At 39.4% G+C, this 22,505-nt stretch carries 16 protein-coding genes and 2 pseudogenes; 3 read left to right on the top strand and 15 right to left on the bottom strand.

Annotation, left to right across the window (positions count from 1 at the left end; genetic code table 11):
• The first annotated feature begins 11 nt into the window (after positions 1–11).
• Positions 12–3,431 (top strand): stalk domain-containing protein, encoded by a 3,420-nt coding sequence (locus BUE08_RS08370; protein ID WP_281795882.1) that lies wholly within the window; start codon positions 12–14, stop codon positions 3,429–3,431.
• Positions 3,432–3,500: 69 nt separating this feature from the next.
• Here BUE08_RS08370 and nifJ read toward each other — a convergent pair whose 3' ends face one another.
• The 14 genes and pseudogenes from nifJ to BUE08_RS08440 all read right to left on the bottom strand — a co-directional run bounded on the left by nifJ (position 3,501) and on the right by BUE08_RS08440 (position 20,196).
• Positions 3,501–7,028 carry a pyruvate:ferredoxin (flavodoxin) oxidoreductase gene (nifJ, locus tag BUE08_RS08375; protein ID WP_213951343.1) on the bottom strand — a complete coding sequence of 1,176 codons (3,528 nt, stop codon included), beginning with the start codon at positions 7,026–7,028 and terminating at the stop codon, positions 3,501–3,503.
• Positions 7,029–7,445: 417 nt separating this feature from the next.
• Positions 7,446–8,291: a DegV family protein gene (locus BUE08_RS08380; RefSeq protein ID WP_059032548.1), complete on the bottom strand. Its 846-nt coding sequence runs from the start codon at positions 8,289–8,291 to the stop codon at positions 7,446–7,448.
• 76 nt (positions 8,292–8,367) lie between these two features.
• The gene (locus BUE08_RS08385; RefSeq protein WP_281743009.1) at positions 8,368–9,186 is read right to left on the bottom strand and encodes a purine-nucleoside phosphorylase; all 819 of its coding nucleotides are present in this window, start codon (positions 9,184–9,186) and stop codon (positions 8,368–8,370) included.
• A gap of 18 nt (positions 9,187–9,204) precedes the next feature.
• A complete protein-coding gene (locus tag BUE08_RS08390) occupies positions 9,205–10,383 on the bottom strand; it encodes a phosphopentomutase (protein ID WP_281743011.1) in 1,179 nt (392 codons plus the stop codon).
• A gap of 15 nt (positions 10,384–10,398) precedes the next feature.
• On the bottom strand, positions 10,399–11,718 hold the full coding sequence (locus BUE08_RS08395) for a pyrimidine-nucleoside phosphorylase (RefSeq protein ID WP_286680727.1): 1,320 nt from the start codon (positions 11,716–11,718) through the stop codon (positions 10,399–10,401).
• A gap of 79 nt (positions 11,719–11,797) precedes the next feature.
• Positions 11,798–12,181 (bottom strand): cytidine deaminase, encoded by a 384-nt coding sequence (locus tag BUE08_RS08400; protein ID WP_353682110.1) that lies wholly within the window; start codon positions 12,179–12,181, stop codon positions 11,798–11,800.
• Positions 12,182–12,211: 30 nt separating this feature from the next.
• Positions 12,212–12,931 carry a GntR family transcriptional regulator gene (locus tag BUE08_RS08405; protein WP_286680718.1) on the bottom strand — a complete coding sequence of 240 codons (720 nt, stop codon included), beginning with the start codon at positions 12,929–12,931 and terminating at the stop codon, positions 12,212–12,214.
• A gap of 22 nt (positions 12,932–12,953) precedes the next feature.
• Entirely contained in the window at positions 12,954–14,192 is a 1,239-nt protein-coding gene (locus tag BUE08_RS08410; protein WP_286680728.1) for an L-arabinose isomerase family protein, read from the bottom strand.
• Complete coding sequence (locus BUE08_RS08415; RefSeq protein WP_286680719.1) at positions 14,173–15,087, bottom strand: ABC transporter permease; 915 nt, start codon at positions 15,085–15,087, stop codon at positions 14,173–14,175. The genes BUE08_RS08410 and BUE08_RS08415 overlap by 20 nt, the downstream gene beginning before the upstream one ends.
• Positions 15,088–16,206, bottom strand: a complete 1,119-nt coding sequence (locus BUE08_RS08420; RefSeq protein ID WP_286680720.1) for an ABC transporter permease — start codon at positions 16,204–16,206, stop codon at positions 15,088–15,090.
• On the bottom strand, positions 16,203–17,738 hold the full coding sequence (locus BUE08_RS08425; protein WP_213997144.1) for an ABC transporter ATP-binding protein: 1,536 nt from the start codon (positions 17,736–17,738) through the stop codon (positions 16,203–16,205). The genes BUE08_RS08420 and BUE08_RS08425 overlap by 4 nt, the downstream gene beginning before the upstream one ends.
• Positions 17,739–17,811: 73 nt before the next feature.
• Positions 17,812–18,909 carry a BMP family lipoprotein gene (locus tag BUE08_RS08430; protein ID WP_286680721.1) on the bottom strand — a complete coding sequence of 366 codons (1,098 nt, stop codon included), beginning with the start codon at positions 18,907–18,909 and terminating at the stop codon, positions 17,812–17,814.
• 178 nt (positions 18,910–19,087) lie between these two features.
• Positions 19,088–19,249: pseudogene (locus BUE08_RS08435) on the bottom strand (D,D-dipeptide ABC transporter permease); the annotation flags it as partial.
• Between the two features lie 221 nt (positions 19,250–19,470).
• Positions 19,471–20,196, bottom strand: coding sequence for a carbon-nitrogen hydrolase family protein (locus BUE08_RS08440; RefSeq protein ID WP_286680723.1), 726 nt, complete (start codon positions 20,194–20,196; stop codon positions 19,471–19,473).
• Positions 20,197–20,367: 171 nt separating this feature from the next.
• On the opposite strand from BUE08_RS08440, the gene yfcE reads away from it, so the two are divergent.
• The gene (yfcE, locus tag BUE08_RS08445) at positions 20,368–20,913 is read left to right on the top strand and encodes a phosphodiesterase (protein WP_286680724.1); all 546 of its coding nucleotides are present in this window, start codon (positions 20,368–20,370) and stop codon (positions 20,911–20,913) included.
• A 6-nt stretch (positions 20,914–20,919) separates the two neighbouring features.
• On the opposite strand, the gene BUE08_RS08450 is transcribed toward yfcE, so the two are convergent.
• The gene (locus BUE08_RS08450) at positions 20,920–21,489 is read right to left on the bottom strand and encodes a TIGR01440 family protein (protein WP_286680725.1); all 570 of its coding nucleotides are present in this window, start codon (positions 21,487–21,489) and stop codon (positions 20,920–20,922) included.
• A 241-nt stretch (positions 21,490–21,730) separates the two neighbouring features.
• Here BUE08_RS08450 and BUE08_RS08455 point away from each other — a divergent pair.
• Positions 21,731–22,264: pseudogene (locus BUE08_RS08455) on the top strand (IS21 family transposase); the annotation flags it as partial.
• Between the last annotated feature and the right edge of the window lie 241 nt (positions 22,265–22,505).

Consider the following 22,505-nt stretch of genomic DNA (forward strand, 5'->3'; position numbering starts at 1 on the left):
GAGGGAAAGAAATGTTACATAAGTTTAAAAATCATTGGAAAGATCATCTTATTCCACTACTTGTTGCTATCCTCATTTTTACATCTTTTTTAACGCCGGCATTCGGCCAGGAGATCCTTTTATATCAGGAAAGTCAAGGCTTCCCGGTAACAGGAGGCGTAACTTATGAAGAGCAGACTATTTTTACTTCACAGGGCTGGCAAAAAATTCATATTTTAAGAGCAGATCTTACATCTGATAATGTTGATATCGACACAATCATAGGAAGTAACGGCCTTTCGCAGCGAGCGCCACTAAATAAGATGGTACAGGATAACGGCGCCATAGCCGGAATCAACGGAGACTTTTTCATTATGGCCACACCTTCCGCACCTATAGGGCCTCAAATCAGTAACGGAAAATTAATTTCCACACCGTTAAATTTGCAGGGAATGTCATCAATTGCCATGACTTATGACAAAATTCCCCAGATACTAACGATGACTTTTTCCGGTAAGCTTATAGCACCTGATCGTAGCTACTACTTTGTGGATGGCGTGAACAAAATACGAGATAGCTACAATCACATTTTTGTATACACTCCCGAGTTTGGACAATCAACGCCTAAACCGGGAAACGGCGCCCCTAATTTAACTTTTTTAACAGTGAAAGACAATACAATCATAAATATCTCGGAAGGTCAAACCGCTGAAATTCCAAAAGACGGGCTTGTGCTTATGGCATGGGGCGAGGGTGCAGCTTTTATGAAGGGTCATTTCCAAATAGGCGACCCGGTAGAACTCGAGCTTTCGATTGCGCCGGATATTTCAAATTTAAAAATGGCTTTGGGCGGGGGAGCTGTTTTAGTAGACAATGGCGCTATCCCGCAGACTTTTGCCCATAATATAGCAGGAACCCATCCTCGAACGGCAATAGGTTTTACTGCAGATAAAAAGACAATGATAATGGTTGTAGTAGATGGTCGTCAGGCACAAAGCCGAGGAATGACTCAGCAGGAATTAGCGCAACTTATGCTCAATCTTGGAGCCTACAACGCATTAAACCTTGATGGCGGCGGATCATCAACTATGGTGGCAAGGCCTTTTTGCCAAACTCAAACGCAGGTGCTAAACAGTGTGTCTGAAGGCGTTCAAAGACTTATCACAAATGCCGTGGCTATTTTTGCAAGAGAACCTGTAGGTCAAATTTATGGGCTTAACATTGCATCTTCATCTTTTAACATTGCAAAAAGCGGGCATATGACATTTCAAGCTCAAGCATATGATAAAAACTACAATCTGGTAGATTTTGATTCAAGTAAAGTAGTATGGAGTGTGTCAAATGATATCGGCCACTTTGAAGGTAATGTATTTGTCGCAGAAAAAAGTGGAACAGGAAAAGTAACCGCAAGCTTTGGCGATATTCAGGCGTCTTCTGATATAAGGGTTTTAAAAGACGGTGTAACGCTTGCTATAGAGCCTTCAAAGGTTCAGGTAAATCCAGGTGCAAAAACCACATTTCGGGTATCTGTAATTGATGCAGAAGGTTTTAAGGCTTTACTTGACCCATCGGACATAAAATGGAAAATTGTCGGTGATATCGGTTCAATGAGCGGTTTAGAATTTACCGCAGGTCAGACTCCGGCAAGTGGTGCTGTAATAGGAGAATTTTCAGGGCTTACTGCAGGAGCTCTTGTTCAAGTAGGATATTACAGTCAAGTAGTAGATAATTTTGAAACCTTAAATGGCAAAAATTTTACATCGTATCCCGCTGATGTAAAAGGAGCATTTAGTATCGTTTCGGCACCGGAACCAGTATATTCAGGACAGGCATCCGGCAGGCTCGATTATGATTTTACAGCAGGAAATGCTACAAGAGCCGCATACCTTTCCTTTGGAAATAGCGGCAAGGCACTGCCTTTAAATACAAGTAAAATTTCTCTTTGGGTATATGGCGATAATCAAGGTGAATGGCTGAGGGTCTCTGTAAATGATGCTTCCGGTAAAGAAACTATTTTAGACCTTGCGCGAAGCGTAGACTGGGATGGTTGGAAACAAATCGAGGTAACCTTGCCGTCTGGCAAACAGCCTTTTACACTCAAAACAATTTATGTTGTAGAAACAGATCCCGAAGCAAGCATTAAAGGAGCCGTTTATTTCGATGACCTTACGGCTTTGATTGCGGGAAATTACAACGAATCTTTGCTGCCTCAACCTACTGTTTGGACTGATACGGCAAATCAAAAAGGAAGTGGATTTACATTTGGCGCAGTAGGAGCAAAGCCTTTGGTGAATCCCGACCAGGAAAGCTATACAAGGACAATGTCTGCTGCCGCTAAAATAATAAATAACTCAAATGCGTCACTTACTCTTGTAGTAGGGCAACCTTGGGCTGACAACGGCTCATTAAGCAGCCAATTAAAGGATTTTAGGAACTATAAGATGACTGGCAAGGGTTATGCTGTTTCATCCGAAAAAGGTGCAAATTTCATGCTTTTAGACGCTACAAAAGGCAGTCTTCGATTAACAGACTACAACCAATGGATAAATTTGCAAAAAGATTTGGCTTCTCTGGATAAATCAAAGGCCCTTTTTGTGGTATTGGATAGAATGCCTGAGAATTTTTCAGACACATTGGAGGGCGACTTGCTTAAAAAGATCTTGATTTCCCATGCAAAATCATCTGGTTCCAGCGTATGGGTTATAGGCGGGGCCGGAGCAGCACCTTTTAGCAGTAGAGCAGAAGATGGCGTGCATTTTGTCTCCATCCCCTCTATAAATTCGCCAGAACCTGCAACTGTAGTTTTTAATGTTTCTGATCAAGCTGTAAATTACCAGGTAATTCCAATTGTTGATCAAATCGTATCTGAAACAGTTACTGTAAAAGCAGGTACAGCAACTAACCTTAAAATCTATGGAGTAAGCCCTGCAGGCAGCAAAATGCTTCTTGGCTACCCATACACATGCGATTGGAAAGTATCTTATTCAAAACCGGTAGGTTTTGATACAAAAACATTGGCTTTTAAAGCAGTAGATCCCGGAACGGCAACAATTGAGGTGAAAGTCGGAAATATATCTAAGAGCTTCCCGATTATAATTACTGACATATCGGTTGTCGTAAATGGAAAAGAAGTAGTTTTTCCCGATGAGCTTCCTTATGTAAATCAAGACAACAGAACCATGGTGCCTGTAAGATTTGTATCTGAGAGCCTTGGAGCTCAGGTCGAATGGGATAATGACAATAGAATGGTTATAATCTGCAAAGACGATAAGACTATAAAGCTTAAAATCGGTGAAAGCAAAGCAGATGTTAATGGTAAAACTGTAACCTTTGATACTTCTGCCATTATACAAAATAGCAGGACAATGGTTCCGGTAAGATTTATAAGTGAGGCTTTGGGGGCAAAAGTAAGCTGGAATCAAACAACAAAAACAGTAGAAATTCAATATTAATCTTGAAGTGTAAATAAAATTCCCCATATGCAAAAGCCGGCGTTACTTTTAACGCCGGCTTTTGTTTTATTAACCCTCTGCAAGCTTCCTATAGATTTCATAACGCTCTCTTGCATCTTGTTCTGCTTTTTCAAAGAGTTTTTCTGCTCTTTCCGGAAAAGCAGTGAGCAAAGATGTGTAGCGAACTTCACCCATTAAAAATTCTCTAAAGTTTGCCGTAGGCTCTTTTGAATCTAGGATAAATGGATTTTTACCCTGTTCCTTAAGTAGCGGATTGTATCTGTATAAGTGCCAGTAACCTGCTTCTACAGCTTGCTTTTCACGAAGCTGGCTGGCTCCCATTCCGGCTTTTATGCCATGATTTATGCATGGTGCATATGCGATAATCAAGGATGGCCCCGGATAACTTTCTGCCTCAATTAATGCCTTTATTAATTGACTTTGGTTGGCGCCCATAGCCACCTGAGCAACATACACATATCCGTAAGTCATGGCTATGCGTCCCAAGTCTTTCTTCTTGATATTTTTGCCTGCTGCTGCAAATTGAGCTACCGCTGCAGTAGGAGTGGACTTTGAGGATTGGCCGCCTGTGTTGGAATAAACCTCTGTATCGAATACCAGAACATTTACGTCTTCGCCTGAGGCCAGTACATGGTCAAGACCTCCAAAACCAATATCATATGCCCAGCCGTCTCCACCAAATATCCACTGTGATTTTTTCACTAGATATTCTTTTTTATCTAAAATCTCAGCCAGAACTTTGTTGATTTTTTCGTCATTTGTCTTATACTTTTCAAGTGTCGGAATGATCGTAAGCGCTGCTTGTTTAGTTGCGCGGGCGTCATTCATGTTATCAAGCCACAACTTAAAAGCATCTTTTAGTTCTGATGGTATATCAAACTCCATTGCTTCTTTCATCAGCAAAGCGAGCTTCTCACGTGTTTGCTTCACCGCAAGATACATGCCGAGGCCAAATTCCGCATTATCCTCAAACAAAGAATTTGCCCATGAAGGACCATACCCTTCTCTATTTGCACAATATGGGATAGATGGTGCGCTGCCGCCCCAAATAGATGAGCATCCGGTAGCATTTGCAATCATCATCCTGTCGCCAAATAGCTGAGTTACTAAGCGCGCATAAGGAGTTTCGCCGCAGCCTGCGCATGCGCCTGAAAACTCGAGAAGTGGCTGTTCAAACTGACTGCCTTTTACTGTCTCTATTTTTAAAGGATTTTCTTTTTCAGAAAGACTCATTGCATAATCCCAATAAGGTATTTGATGTGTCTGGCTCTCTAAAGGCTTCATAATTAGGGATTTTTCTTTTGATGGACATGTATTCGCACATACGCCGCATCCGGTGCAGTCTAACGGGCTTATCTGAACTCTAAAGTTCAGACCTTCCAATCCTTTGCCTATTGCCTTCTTAGATACAAATCCCTCAGGTGCATTTTTTACTTCTTCTTCATTTAATAAGAAAGGTCTTATTACAGCATGAGGGCATACAAATGCGCATTGATTACACTGAATACATGATTCAGGCTGCCATTCAGGAACATTTACTGCTATGCCGCGTTTTTCGTATTTTGTAGTGCCTACTGGAAAAGTGCCATCCTCGCGTCCGACAAAAGCACTTACCGGAAGCTTGTCGCCTTCCTGGCGATTCATAACATCAGCTACGTTTTTGATAAAGTCCGGAACATCGGCCTCTACCTTTGACTCTTCGTCAACTGCATCAGCCCAAGAAGCAGGTACTTCAACTTTTACAAGTGCTTCAATACCTTTGTCAACAGCCAGGTAGTTCATATTTACTATTTTTTCGCCCTTATGACCGTATGATTTTACTATGGCCTCTTTGAGGTGCTTCACAGCTTCTTCGATTGGGATAATGTTTGTAAGTTTGAAAAATGCCGCCTGCATTATCATATTTATTCTTCCGCCAAGGCCTATTTCCTGAGCGATATCCACGGCATTGATTATATAGAAGTTAATGTTATGTTTTGCAAGATAATTTTTTACAGATGCAGGAAGTTTTTTATCAAGTTCTTCTTTAGACCACTGGCAGTTTAATAGAAAAGTGCCGCCGTCTTTTAAGCCTGAAAGAATATCATATTTGCCTACATAAGCAGGATTATGACATGCAACAAAATCAGCTTTGTCAATCAAATATGTTGAACGGATAGGCTTATGGCCAAAACGCAAGTGTGAAATTGTTACTCCGCCGGATTTTTTGGAGTCATAGGAAAAATAAGCCTGAGCATACATATCGGTGTTGTCGCCAATAATTTTAATAGCGCTCTTATTTGCTCCTACAGTTCCATCTGAGCCTAAACCCCAAAATTTGCAACAGGTAGTCCCTTCCGGAACTGTATCAATATATTCTCCTAAAGGAAGAGATGTATTTGTCACATCATCTACTATACCAATAGTAAAGTGGTTTTTCGGTTCATCAGCTTTTAGATTGTCGTAAACAGCTTTAATCTGTGTGGGCGTTGTATCCTTTGAACCTAAACCGTAGCGGCCACCTACAATCGTGGGTCGGTTATCATCAGCTATATAAGCTGTACACACATCCTGATATAAGGGCTCGCCTAGGGCTCCAGGCTCCTTTGTTCTGTCTAGAACAGCTATCTTCTTAACCGTTTTAGGCATTTGAGACAGGAAATGCTCTATTGAAAAAGGTCTAAATAAATGAACCTTTAAAACTCCTACTTTCTCGCCTTGTGACATGAGGTAGTCTATGGTTTCCTCAATAGTTTCACATACAGAACCCATTGCAACTATTACTCTTTCAGCTTCGGGATGCCCGTAGTAGTTAAACAAACCATAGTTGCGGCCTGTAAGTTTATTAATTTCATTCATGTATTCTTCTACTACTTGTGGAATAGCCAAATAATATGGATTTGCAGCTTCCTTTGCTTGGAAGAATATATCAGGATTTTGAGCAGTGCCCCTGGCTACGGGGTTTTCTGGATTTAATGCTCTTTTCTTAAACTTTTTCACTGCCTCATAGTCTACTAATTTTGCAAGATCTTCATAATCCAGAACTTCAATTTTTTGAATCTCGTGGGATGTCCTAAACCCGTCAAAGAAATGAACAAATGGTACACTTCCTTTGATGGCTGCAAGATGCGCTACGCCTGCTAAATCCATTGTTTCCTGAACACTGCCTGATGCCAGCATCGCAAATCCGGTTTGCCTACAAGCCATAACATCTGAATGATCTCCAAAAATAGATAAGGCATGACCTGCCACAGCTCTAGCTGTTACATGAAATACACCCGGTAACAGCTCGCCGGCGATTTTGTACATATTAGGAATCATAAGCAGCAATCCTTGAGATGCTGTAAATGTTGTGGTAAGCGCGCCTGCGGTGAGAGAGCCATGAACTGTTCCTGCGGCACCTGCCTCAGATTGCATCTCTATTACCTTGACTTCCTGACCAAAAATGTTTTTTCTTCCATGGGCCGCCCAATCATCCACATATTCCGCCATAGGTGAAGACGGCGTGATTGGATAAATTGCAGCTACTTCAGTAAAGGCATATGCAACATGAGCAGCGGCATTATTGCCATCCATGGATTTCATAACTTTTGCCATTAATTTTTCCTCTCCTTTTGCTTATTGCTTAAAGTTTGTCTAATATATTGTAAAGGCTCGTGAACTACTCGGCATTGAAATACCGAGCTTCGTAATTCTAGGCCACGAACTTTAGTTCGTCTGACCTATGCATTACCGGCCTGCTCAATGCCACTAGTGGTCGCTCTTTGTATAGAGGTTCCAGATACTTCGCTGGATTCCCTGCGGGTTTCTTAATAGATGCTGCTTGTGACATTTTGCACATTTAACTTCAGATTTATAATTATTCTCAGCCACACAGTTTTTGAAGCCCGATTATTACAAACAAAAGTATTATATCACAATACTTTTGATTTATCTATACAGTATACTGCATATTAGAATTCAATATTTATATTGTATACGCAAATTCTTATTGTATCGCTTTTGCGCCCTCATTTATGCATTCTGAAAAAAGAGTGCGACAGTACCAGGGCCTGCGTGAGAGCCTATTACAGGTCCTATCCATGACATTATTATATTTTTTACTCCAAATTCTTTGATAACCGCTTCTTTAAGTTCTAGCGCAAGTTCCTCATTATCCGCATGACTTATCCCAATTACCTGATCTTGAGGGTTTTTAGCTCGCTGTGCCATAATTTCTATCATTTTCTTTACTACATTTTTCCGTCCTCGCACGTTTTCTAGTGGAAGAATCGCTCCGTCTACAAAATGCAAAACCGGCTTTACATTAAGAAGGCCTCCTACAAAGGCCTGAGTAGCAGAAATCCTTCCTCCGCGCTTTAGGTATTCCAAGGAATCTACTGTAAATATATGTTCCATATGTAATGCATAAGGTTCTATTACCTGAGCTATTTCTTGGGCTGTTTTGCCTTCTTTTGCCATTTGAGCAGCCTTTAAAACAACCAATCCAAGTCCCAGGCTTGCACACTTTGTATCTATGATAATTATCTCGTCTGCCTTCAAGTTTTCTTTTGCAAGAAGGGCAGATTCATAACTACTTGTAAGTTTTGAAGAAAGGCCCAACACTAAAGGTGTCTTCCCTTGGCTTAAATACTCTTTGAAACACTGCATATAAACCGGAACTGTAACTTGCGATGTAGTAGGCACAATTTCTCCTCTTCTAATAGAATCATAAAACTCTTTGAGACTTAAATTCGAAATATCTTTTGTCGGATCGTCTTTTAAAGAAACAGGCATTGGCAAAACTTTTATAGGATAATCTTTGATAATACCTTCCGGAAGGTCAGATGAACTATCAGTTACTATAATTACATTTTCCATAAATATCACCTCCAGGCTTCGATTGAGCCAACCCCATTTTATCATTTTAAAAGGCTTTGTGCAATTAAAGGATCTGCTACATTTCAGCTACTACGCCGCTTATTATTTTTATGAAATCTTTCTTTACTCTCTCTGATGTTTCTATTACTTCCTGATGTGACAGCTTATTTTTTGAAATTCCTGCAGCCATATTTGTAATGCAAGAAACTCCAAAAACCTTTATATTCATTTGCCTTGCTGCTATGACTTCCGGTACTGTCGACATGCCTACAGCATCGGCGCCAATCGTTGACAGCATCTTTATTTCTGCAGGTGTTTCATAGCTTGGACCTTTCAGAAATGCATATACCCCTTCCTTATAAGCAACCTTATTTTTTTCATAAACTCTCTTTGCCGTTTCTATAAGCTCAGGGTCGTAAGCATAAGTCATATCGAAAAATCTAGGTCCGAACTCCGGAATTTCCTCTCCTATAGCCGGATTTTCTCCTGCAAAATTAATATGATCTTTTATAACCATTAAATCTCCGGGTTTAAGGGATGTATTAATTCCTCCTGCAGCATTTGTCACAATCAATGTGTTGATCCCCAGAAGACCCATCACCCTAACTCCAAAAACCACTTTTGATATGGGGTGTCCCTCATAAAAATGAAATCTGCCCTGCATTGCTGCTACATCTTTACCTTCTAATTTTCCAAAAACCAGATTTCCCGCATGCCCTTTTACTGTTGAAACAGGAAATCCGGGAATATTTGAATAAGGTATTACTGTCTTATTTTCTATTCCTTCAACAACTTCTCCTAATCCGCTGCCCAAAACTATGCCAATTTTTGGTTGTGTATCTATCTTATTTTTGATGTGGTCTACAGCCTGCATTACTTCTTCTCTATAAGACATGTAACATTCCTCCGATTATCATAAACTATATGTTATAAGCTCTTTAAGACTTTTGCCATTCCTTAGCTTTTCGCAGCCGAGAAAATCGGCTACCGTTTGGCCCACATCAGAAAAGCACGGCAAAGTGTTAAGGTTTACTGCCGGCTTTATCTTGCTTCCATAAATCAGGACGGGAATATATTCCCTTGAATGGTCAGTGCTTTCAGTGGTTGGATCACATCCATGGTCCGCGGTAATTATCAGCACATCTTCTTCTTTAAGTTTTGAAATTATTTCAGGAAGACGGGCATCAAATTCTTCTAAGGCTTTTGCATATCCTACAGGATCGTTTCTGTGTCCGTAAAGCATGTCGTAATCCACAAGATTTGTAAATACTAGTCCCCGGTCAAGCTCATTCATAGCTAAAATAGTTTTATTTATCCCATCTGTATTCCCATTTGTATGAATCGACTTAGTTATACCCTGTCCTGCAAAAATATCCCAAATTTTGCCGACGCCGATAACTTCCATCCCGGCAGCCAAAACCTTGTCAAGGAGGGTCTCGTAAGGGGGTTTTAGTGAAAAATCAGCTCTGTTATATGTTCTTACGTAATTTCCCGATGTACCGGTGAATGGACGTGCTATTACTCTTGCCACTGCGTGTTCTCCCTGAAGTATCTCTCTGGCAATTCTGCACATCTCATAAAGTCTTTCAAGTGGAATTATATCTTCGTGAGCTGCTATCTGAAATACAGAATCAGCCGAAGTATATACTATTGGGTACTTAGTCCTTACATGCTCATCTCCCAGCTCTTGGATTATTTGCGTGCCTGAGGCCGGCTTGTTGCCTAAGACTTTAGTGCCTGTTCTTTTTTCAAATTCTTCTATTATTTCCGGAGGAAAGCCATTAGGATATACAGGAAACGGCCTTTCCAGGACGACTCCCGCAAGCTCCCAATGTCCTGTAGTAGTATCTTTGCCGGGAGATTTTTCGGCTGCCTTTCCATATGCGCCAAGAGGCTTTTTTACCGGCGGCACTCCCATCACATCTATAATATTTCCAATGCCCAGCTTTTGCATGTTAGGCATATTAAGCCCGCCTACAGCCCGTGCTGTATTTCCCAGCGTGTTGCTTCCCTCATCTCCATATTTTGCAGCATCCGGCATTTCTCCAACACCTACACTGTCAAGCACTATCATAGTAACTTTTTTTATCATGATGACCATCCCTTTTTAAAACTTCGCTATTTTATCTCCTGTTATCTTCGCCCAAATAACCTTCCTTTTTTCAGTAGGCTTTAAGTCAAATTCAAAGGCTTCTTTTACTTCATCCTTCGCCCAGTCAAGTTTTGCTCTGTCATTTGCTAAAATTTTTGCAAAGGCTTCGCCCTTATTTACTCCATCTCCCACTTTTTTATATATCCAAATACCCACTGCCGGATCTATCACATCATCCTTTTTTTGCCTGCCTGCTCCAAGTTTCATGGCTGTAGTGCCTAAACGCACTCCATCGATTTTGCTTACGTAGCCGTCTTGTGCTGCGGTAACTTCAAGTTCATATTTAGCTTGAGGAAACAGTGAATAATCCTGGATAACTTTCGGATTTCCTCCCTGGTTTTTTATTATCTCACTAAATTTTTCAAGTGCTTTTCCTGTGTCTATGCTATCTTTTAGTTTTGCCACGGCCTTTGATTTATCGCTTTCAATTTCAGCCATTCGCATCATTTCTGCAGCAAACTCAAGGCAAAGTGTAAGAAGATCCGGATGTCCGCTTCCTTTCAACACCTCTATTGCTTCTATAACCTCTATGGCGTTGCCGATAGCAAGGCCTAGAGGCTGCTCCATATCAGTAATATAGGCTATAGTTTCTCTTTCTGCTCTATTTCCTATCTTTACCATTAGACGTCCGAGCTCTAAGGCATCTTCAAAGGTTTTCATAAAGGCACCGCTGCCAAACTTTACATCTAAGATTATTTTATCGGCACCACCGGCAATTTTTTTACTCATTATTGAGCTTGCTATAAGAGGCATGGAATCTACTGTTGCTGTTACATCCCTTAGTGCATAAAGCATTTTGTCTGCCGGCACCAGGTTCTTTGATTGGCCTGTTATTGCAGCGCCAATGGTGTTTACTGAATTGATAAAAGTTTTTGCATCCAGTTCGCAGCAAAATCCGGGAATTGATTCCAGCTTATCTATAGTGCCTCCCGTATGTCCTAAACCTCGTCCGGACATTTTTGCGATCTTTACTCCTACAGAAGAAGCAAGGGGAACTAAAACCAACGTAGTGGTGTCTGCAATACCTCCTGTAGAATGTTTATCCACTTTAATGCCTTTGATTTCAGATAAATCTACTGTCTCACCTGAGTAAGCCATAGCCATAGTAAGATTTGTTGTCTCATCTTCGTCCATTCCTTTAAAATAAATTGCCATAAGCAGAGCCGATATCTGATAATCAGGAATGCTGCCGTTTACATAGCCGTCAATTACAAACTGTATCTCCTCTTTTGAAAGTTTTAATCCCCGCTTCTTTTTTTCAATAATATCTGTCATAAAAAACACGATATCACCGCCCATCCAAAAATTTATTTAATTTCCTGCACTACTTATTAAGCTGATTTTACGCCAAAAATCACAGACGAAATGCATAAGGTAAAAGTTCCTCTACGGTCATTGTTTTTATTTTGGAGCCGTCTTTATTTGAAAGATAAATAACAGCAGAAGGTGCAAGCTCAGCTATAACCTGTCTGCAGGCTCCGCAAGGAGAAACCGGTTCATCTACATTTGCAGCGACAGCTAAGGCCACTATATTCTTTTTTCCTTCTGAATAAGCCTTAAAAAGCGTTACTCTTTCAGCACATACGGTAAGCCCATATGATGCATTTTCAATATTGCAGCCTAAGATCGTTTCCCCGTCTGCAGTAGCCGCGCAAGCTCCCACGGGAAACTTAGAATAAGGCACATATGCATTTTCCATGGCAGATAAGGCTTTTTTGACTAGTTCTTTTTTATCCAGCGGCATATAGTTACTCACCTCCAAATATCATTAAATTCGCTTTCTGACAATATAAAATCGGAACTTTTCAGATGAAAAATAGTTTGACGAGTAAAATATAGGATCGTCCTTATCATCATAATGAAGTTGTTCTAGGAGCAAGGCAACACTTGATTTCGACTTCATCTTTAATTTTCTATAAACATCAGCTACTTGCGCCTTTACAGGTATTACATCCGATATAGCATAAGATATAAAGATACCTAAATCCCTATGAAGATACTCGAAAAGGGACTCTTCATCAAATTTAAAATCACCATGGATATACTTCTCCGGAATTCTATCAATACAAAGCAAAACCGGTTGTCCGTCAGCGGTTCTTACTCTCTCAATGCGATATATCTTTTCGTTTGGCGAAAGCTTTAACATTGCTGCTTCTTTTTCGCTTGGTTGCAATAATGATATTGCTTTATCTTTTGTGCCGGGCTTCATACCCTGTTTTTCAATAAGCTTTGTTATGCTTATCAACTCTTCCATACCACTTTTTATGATGGGGGTTTTGGCAATAAAGGTACCTATGCCATGATACCGGTTTATTATGCCTTCATCTTCCAATATCCTATAGGCTTCTCTTAAGGTGGCTCTGCTGACATTTAACCTTTTTGCCATTTCGATTTCCGAAGGCAATTTTTTACCTTGTAAGAGTTCACCGGCTTCTATCATTTCCTTTATTTTTTTTACAACTATTTCATATCTAGACACAGAAACCATATTTGCACTTCCTTACGTACGCTTATTGCTTTATTTCCATATAACTCATAAAATCTCTAAATAGCTTTTCAACTTTGCCGGGCACTATAATCAGATGGTTTCCTAGCGGGTTTTCCAGCAAGGAATCTAAACCATATTCCACCTGAACTTTTATCTGCGTCCTACATCTATTCTCATCATCGGTATTACCTACAATTGAACCTTCGGCAACATAAAGCTTATCCAGGTTTTTACCGCCCAGTTTAACTAAGGTTACAGGCTGCTTTGCAAACTTACCTGCTACTGCTACGCCGATGCCTGATTCAAAATGGGTTTTTAAAGAATATTCTTCTACAATGCTGGCAGGTACTGTGCAATGTGCCAATAAAATAGTATTTGCCTTTATATCAATTTTAGAGGGATTTGCCATAAAAGAAGGTTTGCCTGTAAGAATATATGCTAAAAACATAGTAACCAGCGATGGCATATCTCCCTCGCATCCGGCGATAATTCCCTCATCGTTTAAGCGGGCAAGAGGCAGACACCCTGTGTTTTTAAAAGGGTCTAAAAGATCAAAGCATTTTAATGTTAAGGCTGTAATGTTCTTTTCTCTCACAAGCTTTTTTAAAGCATAATAGATCTTGGCGGACTCCTGTACATCTTTTTTCGAAATTCCAACCGTTTCAGCAGGTTTGTTAAAATAATCATCACAGGTTTCGCATTCGATTTCCTTGATTGATTTTAGTAAATCTTCTATGGGAATATAGATAAACTTGCAGCCCCATCTATCGGCAGCTTTATGAAAATCCACATGGCTTGCTATAAGCCAGTCAGAAGGTCCGCCAATGCTAGCTATCCGAGCATTTTCTATTCTCTTTACGGCATCTTGCATAAGACAAAATTTTTCCAAGTCTCGTTTTATCTCGTCAAAGTTGCCGTGTAAAATATAGGCTTTTTCGTTTTGTTCACGTACATATGCCAATATTTCTAGAGCCGCAGGCAGCGAATTGTTTATGTCTTCAGCCAATAGAATTATTGGTTTTTTGAGCCATGGATATATTTCTTTAAATTTTCCTTCCACTCCACCGGTCATAACCCAAACCACTGTAATTTCTTCTGAGCTGTCTTGGCATTGATAGTTTACATCAAAATTATCTTCTAAAAAATTCATAGTGGGTCTTAAGCTATTTATGACATTTTCTTCGCCATGAAGTGTAGACATTAATTTTATTATGTTTATTTTCATTGTTTTATCAATCTCCTTATCCCGTTCTTCGATCATAGGGTTCACCGCTAGCCGCCGGAGGTGTGGCTTTCTTCACTATGCCGGTCAAAACCGCTAGTGTCAGTAAATATGGAATCATTTTTATGAATTGATATGGAATAATACTGCCCTCCCCGGCTCTCAGACTTATAGCTTCTGCAAAACCAAAAAGCAGTGAAGCCCAAAATGCCCCGGTTGGCGTCCAATTTCCGAATATCATAGCAGCCATGGCTATATAACCTTTGCCTTGGGTCATGCCTTCGACATACATGCCTGTGTGCTCCATTGTAAGGTATGCTCCTGCTATTCCTGCCAGCATCCCGCTTATAATTACTCCGGCGTATCTCATTGCAAATACGTTTATTCCCAAAGTATCTGCAGCCAAAGGATTTTCTCCTACTGACCGCAACCGTAAACCAAATACCGTGTTATCAATAATATACTTTGATATCGGTACTAAAATTAGTGCCAGCAGCACGACAGGTGATATATCTGTAAATAATAGTTTTATAAAAGGTATCTTGGACAATAAAGGGACATCTATGGTATTAAATCCTGTTACATGGTGGGAAGTAGTAGCTTTGCCAAATATCATTAAACTTAAAAACCTGGAAGCGCCATATGCTAAAATATTCAGTGCAACACCGCTTACTACCTGGTTGACACCAAAAGTTACTGTTGTTACGGAATGTATCAAAGCTAGAAACGCTCCTGCCGCCATGGCAAAGAGTATCCCGGCAAAAGGACCGTAGAAGTACGCTCCTACGCTTGCCCAAAACGAACCTACGATCATCATCCCTTCAAGACCTATATTTACTATACCTGATCTTTCAGTATAGACGGCACCAATAGCCGTAAGTAATATAGGAACAGCCATTCTAAGGCTTGACGATAGAAGCTCGGCTGTAAACATTTATGCCGCCTCCTTTTTTTCTAAACGCTTTATGTAATCATTTATAATTTTAGTTATAACCACGATGAATATAATCATAAGCGATTGTAAAATTACGATCGTGTCCATAGGAACTTTTAAAAGGGCTTGTATCCCCTCTGAACCGCGTTTCAAAAATCCAAAAAGTGTTGCCGATGCTATAATTCCAAAGGGGTTGTTTTGGGCTATTAACGCTACTGCTATACCGTCAAATCCATACCCTTGAGGAAAATCCATATCCATATATTTAAAGTATCCCAAAAGGTCAGATAACCCAACTAAACCTGCAACAGCTCCGCTTAGCAAAAAACCTTTTAAGTAAACTGAATTGGGTTTAATTCCTGCAATTTTAGAAGCTTCGGGATTATGACCAACTGCACGCAGTTCATAGCCAAAAGGGGTGCGTATAATTAAGTAATAAATTCCAATTGCCAGCAAAATACCAATGGGAAAAAACCAATTAAGATATACATGTTTCGGTAATTGTATGCCAAAAATAGACAAAAACCCATGCATTTTTGGTATAAGAGCACTTTCCGGAAGCTTAGGTGTTCTTACAAGTACGCTGCCTAATCCTTCAATAGTTGACTGCTGTTTATCCTTGAACACATCAGCGATGAGGTAATGTATTAGTGAATAGGCCACATAGTTGAGCATTATCGTGCTTATTACTTCATGAACGCCGCGCTTCACTTTGAGAAAAATTGGAATAAAAGACCACATCATGCCTCCGATAATACCTGCGAGAATCACCAGCGGCAAATGGATTACGGCAGGCAGCCCTTTAAATGAAAAACCGACTAATGCAGCTAAAAAAGTTCCTATTAGATATTGTCCTTCGATGCCTATATTAAAGAGCCCCATTTTAAACCCTATAGATACAGCTAAAGCAGAAAATATCAAGGGTGTTGCATTAAAAAAGATAATTGCTACACTGTCGATACGGCTAAAACTGAACTTGAACATAGTATAGAATACTTGAAGCGGGTTTTTATCAATAGCTAAAATGATTAGTGAACTGATGAGTGTCGCTAAAATCATAGCTATAATGGGCGCAAGTATTTTTAAAGCCAGTATTTTATAATTGTGGTCTTTTTTCATGCGCTTTCACCTGCTTTCTTATGTGCTCCAAGCATATATACCCCGATATCTTCTAATGTCTTTTCTTCCGGTTCAAACTCAGCTACAATCTCGCCTTCGAAAATTATGCCGACTCTGTCCGAAAGCGACAAAACCTCTTCCAAATCAGCTGATATTAGAAGAATAGCTTTGCCTTCCTGACGTTTTTTTAAAAGCTGTCTATGCACAAATTCCATAGCGCCTATGTCCAGGCCTCTGGTGGGTTGGGCAGCTAAAATAACTTCCGGTTCTTGGGAAAGTTCTCTGCTTAAAATTATCTTTTGCTGATTTCCCCCGGAAAGCCCTTCAATTTCTTGATGAATCGAACTTACCATTATAGAAAAGTCCTTAACATTATTTAACGTAAATTCTTCTGCCTCTTTAATATCGAGAAATACCCCTTTAGTGAACCTTTTTTTTCTATGAAAACCTAATATATTGTTTTCCCAAACTTTCATAGGCAAAATTAGCCCTTGGCGATGTCGATCTTCTGGGATAAATGCTAATCCTGAATCCCTTACCTGCTTTATTGACAAACCATAAATCGACTTGCCGCAAACCTTTATTTCTCCTTGATAATCTTGTCTAAGGCCGATAATTACTTCAGCCAGTTCTTTTTGGCCATTACCTTCTACTCCCGCAATACCGTAAATTTCTCCACCTCGAATTTCAAGTGAAATATGGTTTAGCGGGTTTTTCCCGCTATTTCCTTTGTTCTTCTCTATCGTGATATTTTTTAGCAATAGCTTGACATCGCTCTTTTGTATGGGTTCTTTATCAAGCTTCATCAAAACAGGTTTTCCTACCATCATTTTAGCCAGTTCTTCTTTTGTAACTGAGTCTGTACAAACAGTCCCGATTACTTGACCCCTGCGCAGAACCGTTATATTATCAGCTATATTAAGTACTTCATCAAGTTTGTGGCTAATAAAAATGATGGTCTTGCCTTCTTCTTTTAGCCTGCGCAGATTTACAAAAAGCTCCTCGACTTCTTGTGGAGCCAACACTGCTGTTGGTTCATCCAGCACTAATATATCCGCGCCTCTGTATAGTACCTTAATTATCTCTACACGCTGAGCATGTCCTACAGAGATATCCTCTATTTTGGCATCTAGATCAAGGTTAAAATTATATAAGTCTATAAGCTTTTTAATGATTTCTCTACAGGTCTTTTTATCAATTGCAATTCCTTTCTTTTTTTCGGCTCCCAGGATAATATTTTCTAAAACAGTAAAACGGTCAATTAGCATGAAGTGCTGGTGAACCATTCCAATTTTAAGTTCAATGGCTTTATTTGGTGAAGAAATTTTTTCTTTTTTCCCAAAGATATAGATCTCGCCTTCGTCGGGCTGATAAAGACCTGTCAAAATTTTCATTAAGGTGCTTTTACCTGCACCGTTTTCTCCGACAATTGCATGGATTTCTCCTTTTTGTACTTCTAGATTTACTTTATCGTTTGCTACAATTCCAGGGAAGGTTTTAGTTATGTTTTTTAAAACGACGGCTTTCTCCAAGATTTCTCCCTCCTTTGGGGTTCTCTTAAAAAACAGCGGGGTGACTAAACCAGCGTCGCCCCGCCTATAAATTTTACTTTAAAGTTTTTAAAAATTCTTCATATTCAGTTTTGTCTGCGGGTACCTTTATTTCGCCATTTACAACTTTTTCTTTAAGCTCTTCTAACTTTGGCTGTATATCGCTGATAAGATCTTTATTGTATTCATTAACTGCATAACCTACACCATCATCGCTTAATCCAAATATTCTATATCCGCCTTGAAATTTGCCTTCGATAAAGTCTTTTATCGTAAAATAAACTGAATTATCTACCCGTTTCAGCATACTTGTCAATATGTAAGGTTTTTGCTCATCTGTTGCAGTTAAAGACTGATCCGAGTCTACGCCGATAGCCAGTATTTTATTAGCTGCTGCTGCTTCAAGCATGCCCACGCCTGAAGCTCCTGAAGCATGATAAATTACGTCAGCGCCGGATTTAATTTGCTTTAACGCCAACTCTTTAGCCTTTACCGGATCTTTAAAAGCTTCTCCGGTAGTTCCCACATAATCCGAAAATGTTTCGATATCGGGATTTATGTATTTCGCTCCTGCAAGATAGCCATACTCAAATCGCTCAATAAGAGGCGACTTCATACCGCCAATAAAACCCACTTTACCGTTCTTGGACTTTAGGGCTGCTGCTGCGCCGACTAAAAATGAGCCTTCATGTTCTTTGAATAATAGGCACGTAATATTAGAATTGCTATCAATATCCTCTACAGCGCCATCGATTAAGCCAAATTTTACATCAGGGAATTCTTCGGCAACTTTTGCGATGTGATCTGTGAACATAAAGCCAACACCAAAAATTAAATCATATCCGTCCTCAGCCAAAAGCCTCAAAAGCTGTTCACGATCTTCGCCGCCGCTTGAAGGTTCCAAATCAGTAACTTCAATACCAAACTCCTCTTCAGCTCTTTTTAGGCCGGCATAAGCACTATCATTAAACGAAAGATCACCACGACCGCCGATATCATATACCAAACCTACCTTGATTTTCTTTTCCTTGGATTCTTCGCCTCCTGACTTTTCTTCTTCCTTTGGCGGCTCAGAACTTTGACCGCACCCTGTCACAAGACCTAAAACCAGTAGAAAAACCAAGCTTAAAGCTAACAACTTGCGAATCTTCACGCAAACTCCCCCTATTATTTTTTTGTAAACTGCTTACAAGATATGTATTTGGATTATGTGAGCAACACCCTCCTCTATTAAAAGTCTGACATCTGACATTTTCATTTTAACAATTTTCAGTTGAATCTGTCAAGACCTAACCAAAATAATTACAAAATAACGTAACTTTTATCTTAAATTATTTTTTTGTTTTGGGATCTAAAAAATCTCTAAGTCCGTCTCCTATAAGATTAAAACCTAAAACCGTTATAAGGATTGCTATACCCGGAAAAGTGGGATACCACCAATGACTTAATATATGCTGACGGCCGGTTGAAATCATAGCACCCCATTCAGCGGATTGCCAATCGCTTTTGCGGCCTCCACATATTCCAATTCCTTTAGGGCCAAAATATCCGCTAATCCCCCCTAATATCACTCCTATAACTGCAGCAAAAGTTACTACCTGTATCCCTACCGCAAGGGATATGCGTGCACCATAGACTATTCTGCTGAATATATTTTACCATGGAATCTTAATATCGGAACGCTAATTAAGCATGTGTACATAATACTTGAAGTTTATAGTAAAACCGAAATTGAAATTAAGGTTTCTTCGCTTTCTCCAGTCGAAACCACCACCGCCCCTTCCGGATCAACAATCAGGCTATTTCCCAAACTTACCATCCCAAGATGTGAACCTACAAAATTTGAAAGCAGGACATGAACTTGGTTTTCAACCGCTCTTGTTATAGGAATCGCCCTATTTTTTTCCAACTTCCAGCGGGCCTCTTTAGGATTATAAAAATGAGCTGATAGAATATATATAAATTCCACTCCCTTATTTTTAAGTTCTTTGGCAAGATTTGGATAGTTTTGGTCTCTGCATATCATAATGCCAATTGTTTTGTTTTGGTATGTAAAGAAAAGAGGATCTTTTTTACCTACTTCAAAATATTCCAGTTCTGCTTTTGTAGGATATTTTTTGTCATAGCTATATACTATCCCATTGGGTAAAAATACAGATACACTGTTGTAAAGTTTGCCTTCTTTAGTATAAGGATGTCCTACTGCGACTCCAACTTTTGACGTTTTGCAGGTTTTTCTAATTTCATCTGAGGCATTTTGTACCAATTCATTTAAATTTTTATCTGATAAAATTTCCGGCGTATAACCGGTAAGCGCCATTTCCGGAAAACCAATAAAATCCATATTTTGATCAGAGGCTTCTTTTATGAAGCTGATGATTTTATTCTTGTTAACCTCAAGTTTTTCAGAAACAGACATCTGACATACTCCAAGTTTCATTTCATGTTCCCCTTTATTATTGATTTCGAATTGCTTCCATTATACTTTATATTCCCCGGCTATTCAAAAAATTCTTTTGGATTTTTTTCAGTATATGATTGACAAAAAGATTTTTTTAAGGTAGATGTAAAATAAGATTATAACTTTAAAATTTGACAGGAGGGGTCTAGAGTGAGAATTGCAATATTAAGCGATACCCACGGAAGCTTAGATGCTTTTAATAAAGTTTTGGAAATAGCAAAACCATATGACTATATTATTCATGCGGGAGATATACTGTATCACGGTCCGAGAAATCCCTTGCCGCCAGCTTACAATCCTTCAGAGCTTGCAAAGGCTATAAATAAGATAGATGTGCCATTTATTGCAGCAGCAGGTAACTGTGATGCACCCATTGATCAGGTTGTGCTTTCAGTACCGATTCAGTCTCCTTATGCCCTGCTGATAATTGATGGCTGTAAAATTCTTGTTACACATGGTCACCAGAGCACAGAAGAGGAACTTGTTTCTCTTGCTAAAAAATGGAAAATTGATATTTTAATAACCGGGCATACTCATGTAAAAGTTTTAGAAAAAAAAGAAGGGCTTATACTTTTAAATCCGGGTTCTTGTGCGCTGCCAAAAGACGGCATACCATCTTTTGCTATTTTTGAAAAATCAAATCTATCCCTTATCAATATTGAAACCGGTGATTTTGTTAAAAGTATTGCCCTATGAAATTTTTTATTTTTGACCTGTTTTATCCCACGTCTCAGGGATTACCGCCCGAGCACCGCCGATGAGCTTAGGGCGGTAACGAGCCGCTACAAGATTGGCTTGTCCTATTTTATTAATGCTGAGTCTTACCGGAACAGCTACATGCTTTATGTGCATTCCTATCAATGTATCGCCTATATCGAGACCGAAGTGTCCTTTTATGTATTCCACTACCGCAGGGTGCTCCATTTTCTCGAAAACCGTAGTTGCAAAAGCGCCTCCGGCATGCATTACAGGTTTTACTGTGACTACTTCTAAATTATATTGTTCCGCTACTTTTTCCTCTACAACCAGTGCGCGATTCAGATGTTCGCAGCACTGAGCGGCAAGTCTGACATCATATTTTGGTATGACATTTGCTATACCTTCCACAACAGCTTCTGCAGCTTCCATGCTGGAATATTTACCTATTCTCCCGCCCATAATCTCGCTTGTGCTGCAGCCTATAACAAGAATCTGGCCGGGTTTTACAGGGGCTATAGAAAACAGCTCTTCAATTGCTTTTGAAACATTATCGCTAATTGATTTTAAGTCCATTTTTTTCCTCCAATCATTGATAATAAATTATAAAGAAGAAAGGTGATCCCTATTTTGTCTGCGATTATTATTATAGCACATCAACCATATTTTTATAACTTTTATAATAAGTTTTAAAAAATGAATAATAGTGGCACAATTGTTTATGTTAATCTAAAAGTGCCCCACAATTTTAATTGAAAACTCCTCCACTTAAAAGTAAACTCTTCTTATGTACATACATAGGAGGAGGACATGGGGGATGATTAAATTGTATCAAAAGCAAGAAATAATAATCGCCGCTTTCCTTGAAGGGAAATCGCAAAGACAAATTGCAAAGGATACAGGAATTGATAGAAAAACAATTAGAAAATATGTGGGGAAATATTTAGAAGCCAGAAACTCCTTGACAAACAGTGATGGGAACGAACTCCTTGATGAAAGAGAGTTGATAGATGATATTGTCCAAACACCAAAATATGATATTTCTAATAGAAAAAAATATAAATTAACAGATGAAATAATTGAGAAGATTAAATTCTACTTGAATGAGAATGAAAAAAAGAGGGCTATTGGACAGGCAAAGCAGCAAAAGAAAAAAATTGATATATATGAGGCTTTGGAACAACAGGGATATGATATCAGTTATACAACTGTTTGTAATACAATAAGAGATTTATTAAACAAGGGGGCTGAGGCCTATATAAAAGCTGAATATGATTATGGAGATGTATGTGAATTTGATTGGGGCGAGGCAAGAATTTACATTAGAGGTGAATTAAAAACTGTTAGAGTAAAATTATAGTATGCAAGTAAGAAAAAGGCCACCCTGCAAAGCATTTGAGTTTCCGCAAAATGTAAAAATTCCAAGTGAAACCTGCTCCATTAGGAGCGGGTTCAAGAAAGTCTAAAATCATAGACAAATAAAAAGATATTTTAATCGGGTAGGAGGCTAATCATTAATTGAGTAGCCGACCTCCCACACCACCGTACATACCGTTCGGTATACGGCGGTTCCAAAGTTTACACGTTACTTC

This window comes from Tepidanaerobacter sp. EBM-49, from assembly GCF_001896645.1.
Classification (GTDB): domain Bacteria; phylum Bacillota; class Thermosediminibacteria; order Thermosediminibacterales; family Tepidanaerobacteraceae; genus Tepidanaerobacter; species Tepidanaerobacter syntrophicus.